The organism is Streptomyces sp. CA2R106 (genome assembly GCF_037034245.1).
GTDB lineage: Bacteria > Actinomycetota > Actinomycetes > Streptomycetales > Streptomycetaceae > Actinacidiphila.
Window position 1 is genome coordinate 1 of sequence record NZ_JBAGKC010000077.1, and the last position, 4,576, is coordinate 4,576.

Annotated in this window: 2 protein-coding genes; both read left to right on the plus strand. The window is 74.7% G+C overall.

The window, feature by feature from the left end:
• The first annotated feature begins 13 nt into the window (after nucleotides 1-13).
• On the plus strand, nucleotides 14-3,712 hold the full coding sequence (locus WA788_RS34990; RefSeq protein ID WP_335984415.1) for a type I polyketide synthase: 3,699 nt from the start codon (nucleotides 14-16) through the stop codon (nucleotides 3,710-3,712).
• A 45-nt stretch (nucleotides 3,713-3,757) separates the two neighbouring features.
• On the plus strand, nucleotides 3,758-4,576 hold an 819-nt coding region (locus tag WA788_RS34995), incomplete at its 3' end, for a beta-ketoacyl synthase N-terminal-like domain-containing protein (protein ID WP_335984417.1).

Here is a 4,576-nt window from a genome sequence, read left to right on the forward strand (position 1 = left end):
CGGCGGGGGTGATGTGAACGAGACGGTGTGGGCGCAGTGCGGGTTGTTCGCGGTCGAGGTGGCGTTGTTCCGTCTGCTGGAGTCGTGGGGCATAGCCCCGCAGGTCGTCGGCGGGCACTCCATTGGGGAGTTGGCGGCGGCTCATGTGGCGGGGGTGTGGTCGTTGGGGGATGCGTGTCGGGTGGTGGCGGCGCGGGGTCGGTTGATGCAGGGGTTGCCGTCGGGTGGGGCGATGGTGGCGGTGGAGGCGTCGGAGGCCGAGGTGCGGGAGGCCCTGGCGGGCTTTGCGGGTGTGGGGGTTGCGGCGGTGAATGGTCCGCGTGCGGTGGTGGTGTCGGGGGTGGAGGACGAAGTACTGGCGGTGGCGGGGGTGTTGGCTGGAAGGGGTGCTCGGACGCGGCGGTTGCGGGTGTCGCATGCGTTTCATTCGCCGTTGATGGAGCCGATGTTGGCGGAGTTCGGCGAGGTCGTCGCGAGCGTGGAGAGCCGGCGTCCGCGCCTGGTGATGGTGTCGGGGTTGACCGGTGGTGTGGTGTCGGAGGAGGTCACCGACGCTTCGTACTGGGTGCGGCACGTGCGTGACGCGGTGCGGTTCGCTGACGCGGTCGAGGCGATGCGCGCCGCCGGCGTAGGGACGTTCGTCGAGATCGGCCCGGATGGTGTGCTGTCCGCGTTGGGGCCCGCGACGCGAACGGAGCCTGCGGAGGCCGCCGTTGAGTCGTGGACGCCAGTTCTGCGGCGCGGCCGGGATGAGCCGCGGGCGTTGCTGACGGCGTTGGCGAAGGTGTTCGTCCGGGGCATCCCGGTGGCCTGGGAGAAGGTCTACGCGGGCACCGGCGCGCGTCGGGTGGACCTGCCGACGTATGCCTTCCAGCGCCGCCGCTACTGGCTCAACCCGACCGCCGACACCGGCACCGACCCGGCCGGGCTCGGCCAGTCCGCCGTGCACCACCCCCTGCTCGGCGCGGCGGTGGCGTTGCCGGCGAGTGGTGGTGTGGTGCTGACCGGGCGGTTGGCGCTGTCGTCGCACCCGTGGCTGGCGGACCACACGGTGGCCGGCCAGACCGTCGTGCCGGGTGCGGCGCTGGTGGAGATGGTGGTGCGGGCCGGTGACGAGGTGGGGTGCTCCCGGGTCGAGGAGTTGCTGAGCGAGGCCCCGCTCGTGCTGCCCGCGCACAGCGGGGTACGGGTCCAGGTGACGGTGGCGGAGCCGGACGACACCGGCCGTCGTACGGTCACGGTCCACGCGCAGGACGAGGCCGCGCCGCCGGACAGCGAGTGGACCGCGCACGCGAGCGGCGTGCTCGCCCCGCCCGGCGAGGTCCCCGCAGCGGCGGAAGCGGCCCCGTGGCCGCCCTCCGACGCGGAGCCCGTCGAACTGGATGGCGTCTACCCGCAGTTGGCCGAGCACGGCCTCGGTTACGGGCCGGTGTTCCAGGGGCTGCGCGGCGCCTGGCGCAGGGGCGCGGAACTCTACGCCGAGATCGCGTTGCCGGAGGACGTGGGCGTGGCCGGGTTCGGCCTGCACCCGGCGCTGCTCGACGCGGCGCTGCACGTGATCGTCGGCGCGGGGGACCGTACCGGCGGGCTGGAGGTGCCGTTCGCCTGGCGGGACGTCGAGCTGTACGCGACGGGTGCCAGGGCGGCCCGTGTCCGTGTCGTCCCGCGTGAGGACACCGTCGCCTTGACGTTGGAGGACGCCGGCGGGACACCGGTCGCCTCGGTGGGCGCGCTCGTTCTGCGGCCGTTCGACGCGACCGCCGCCGCCGTACTCCCCGAGGGCCTGTACGCGGTGGAGTGGACGCCCGCCGCGGGCACGTCGGGTTCCGGCGCCGGGGAGGGGCCGTGGGCGGTGCTCGGCGAGGAGGTCCCGGGCGCGGCGGCGTATCCGGACCTGGCCGCTCTGGTGGCGGCGGTCGAGGCAGGGGCCGAGCGCCCGCGGACCGTCGTGGTGCGCGCCGTACCGGACCCGGCCGCCGGGGACGTGGCGGCGGTCGCCCACCGCACCGCGGCCGACGTCCTGGAACTGGTGCGCGACTGGCCGTTGGTGGACGCGCTGTCCGGCGCGAGGCTGCTGGTGCTGACCGAACGCGCGGTGGACGCCGGGCCCGAGGCGCCGGTGGACGTGGCGGCGGCCCCTGTGTGGGGCCTGGTGCGGGTGGCGCAGGCGGAGAACCCCGGCCGGATTCTGCTGATGGACGTGGACGACACGGCCGTCCCCGACGCCGAACTGGCCGGCTGGCTGCGCGCCGGAGTGGAGCTGGACGAGCCGCAGTGGGCGGTGCGGGGCGGACAGGTCCGGGTGCCAAGGCTCACCCGCGCGGCGTCCGGCGCCGCTGAAGCGCCGGCCGCCGGCGCCGGGAGCCGTGCGGGCACCCTCCTGATCACCGGTGCCTCCGGTGTGCTGGGCGGCCTGGTGGCCCGCCACCTCGCGCGGACCGGGCGGGCCGAGCACCTGGTGCTGGTTTCCCGCAGCGGTGGCGAGGCCCCCGGGCTGCCGCAGCTCCTCGCCGACCTCGACCGCTGCGGCGTCCAGGTCACCGTCGCCGCCTGCGACGCGGGCGACCGCTACCAACTCGCGGACGTGCTCAAGGGCGTGCCGCTGACGGGGGTCGTGCACGCGGCCGGCGTGCTGGACGACGCGCTGCTGGCGACCCTCACCCCCGAGCGGCTGGCGGCGGTGCTGCGGCCGAAGGTCGACGCGGCCTGGAACCTGCACGAGCTGACCCAGGAGATGGGGCTGGAGCTGGACACGTTCGTGCTGTTCTCCTCCATCGCGGGAGTGGTCGGCAACGCCGGGCAGGCCAACTACGCCGCCGGGAACACCTTCCTGGACGCGCTGGCCGCCCACCGCCGGCAGCAGGGCCTGCCCGCGGTGTCGCTGGCCTGGGGCCCGTGGGAGAACGGCATGGCAGGCCGCCTCACCGACGCCGAGCACCGGCGGCTGGCCCGGCAGGGGCTCCTGCCGCTCACCGACGCGCGCGGCCTCGCGGTACTGGACGCCGCCCTCGACCGGTCCGAACCGCTGCTGGTGGCCGCCGAGTTGGACCTCGCCGCGCTGCACCGCTCCGGCGAGGTCCCCGCCCTGCTGTCCGGACTGGTGCGCGGCCCGCGCGCCACCGGGACCGCCCCACACGCCCCCGGCGGCCGGCGCAGCGTCTCCGGCCAGGCCGCGGCGCGGCAGGAGTTCGCCGAGCGGCTGGCCGCGATGGGCCGCGGCGAGGCCGTCGAGACCCTGCGCGACCTCGTCCTGGCGCAGGCCGCCCGGGTCCTGGGCATGTCCGGGCCCGGCCGGCTGGACCCGGAGCGCTCTTTCCGCGACGTCGGCTTCGACTCGCTCACCGCCGTCGAACTCCGCAACCGGCTGAACGAGGCCACCGGACTGCGCCTGCCGCCCACCGCGGTCTTCGACCACCCCAGCCCGGCCGCGCTCGGCGGGCTCCTCGCGGAGGAGATGCTTGGCGCCCCGCCGGAGGAACCCGACGCGCTCGCCGCCCACGCGGGACTCGACGCGGTCGAGGCGTCCCTCGCCGGGCTGATGGCCGACGAGTCCGTACGGACCCGTGTCACGGCCCGGCTCAGGGACCTGCTCGGCGCGCTGGACACCACCGCGGCCGACGGCGACCACGGCGGCTCCTCGGTCGCCGATCGCATCCAGTCGGCCAGCGACGACGACATGTTCGACTTCATCGACAACCAGCTCGGGCTCTGAGTACGTCGCCGTACCACCGTGCGTAGCAAGGAAGGCGTCCATCGGATGGCGAACGAAGAGAAGCTTCGCGACTACCTCAAGCGGGTCACCACCGACCTCGCCCAGGTCAGGGAGCGCCTGCGGGAGGTGGAGGAACGCCGGCCCGAGCCGGTGGCGATCGTCGGGATGGCGTGCCGGTTCCCGGGCGGGGTGTCCTCGCCCGGCGACCTGTGGCGGCTGGTGGAGTCGCGCGGCGACGGTATCGGGCCCTTCCCCGACAACCGCGGTTGGCCGACGGACCTGGTGGACCCCGACCCGGACGCCGCGGGCAAGACGCTCTCCGGTGAGGGCGGCTTCCTCTACGACGCCGCGGAGTTCGACGCGGCCTTCTTCGGCATCAGCCCCCGCGAGGCCCTGGCGATGGACCCGCAGCAGCGGCTGCTGCTGGAGACCTCGTGGGAGGCGCTGGAGGACGCGGGCATCGACCCGATCAGGCTGCGGGGCAGCGCCACCGGCGTCTTCACCGGGCTCTTCTACCACGACTACCTGCCCTCCCACTCGATGCCGGAGGAGGTGGAGGGATACGTCGGCGTCGGCGCGACCGCCTCGGTCGCCTCGGGCCGGGTGGCGTACTCGCTGGGCTTCGAGGGTCCGGCGGTGACGATCGACACGGCGTGCTCGTCGTCTCTGGTGGCGCTGCACCTGGCCGCGCAGTCGCTGCGTTCGGGCGAGAGCACGCTCGCCCTGGCCGGCGGCGTGAAGGTGATGTCCACCCCCAACACCTTCATCGACTTCTCGCGGCAGCGTGCCGTCGCCGTCAACGGGCGCTGCAAGTCCTACGCGGAGGGCGCCGACGGCACCGCGTGGGGCGAGGGCGTGGGTGTC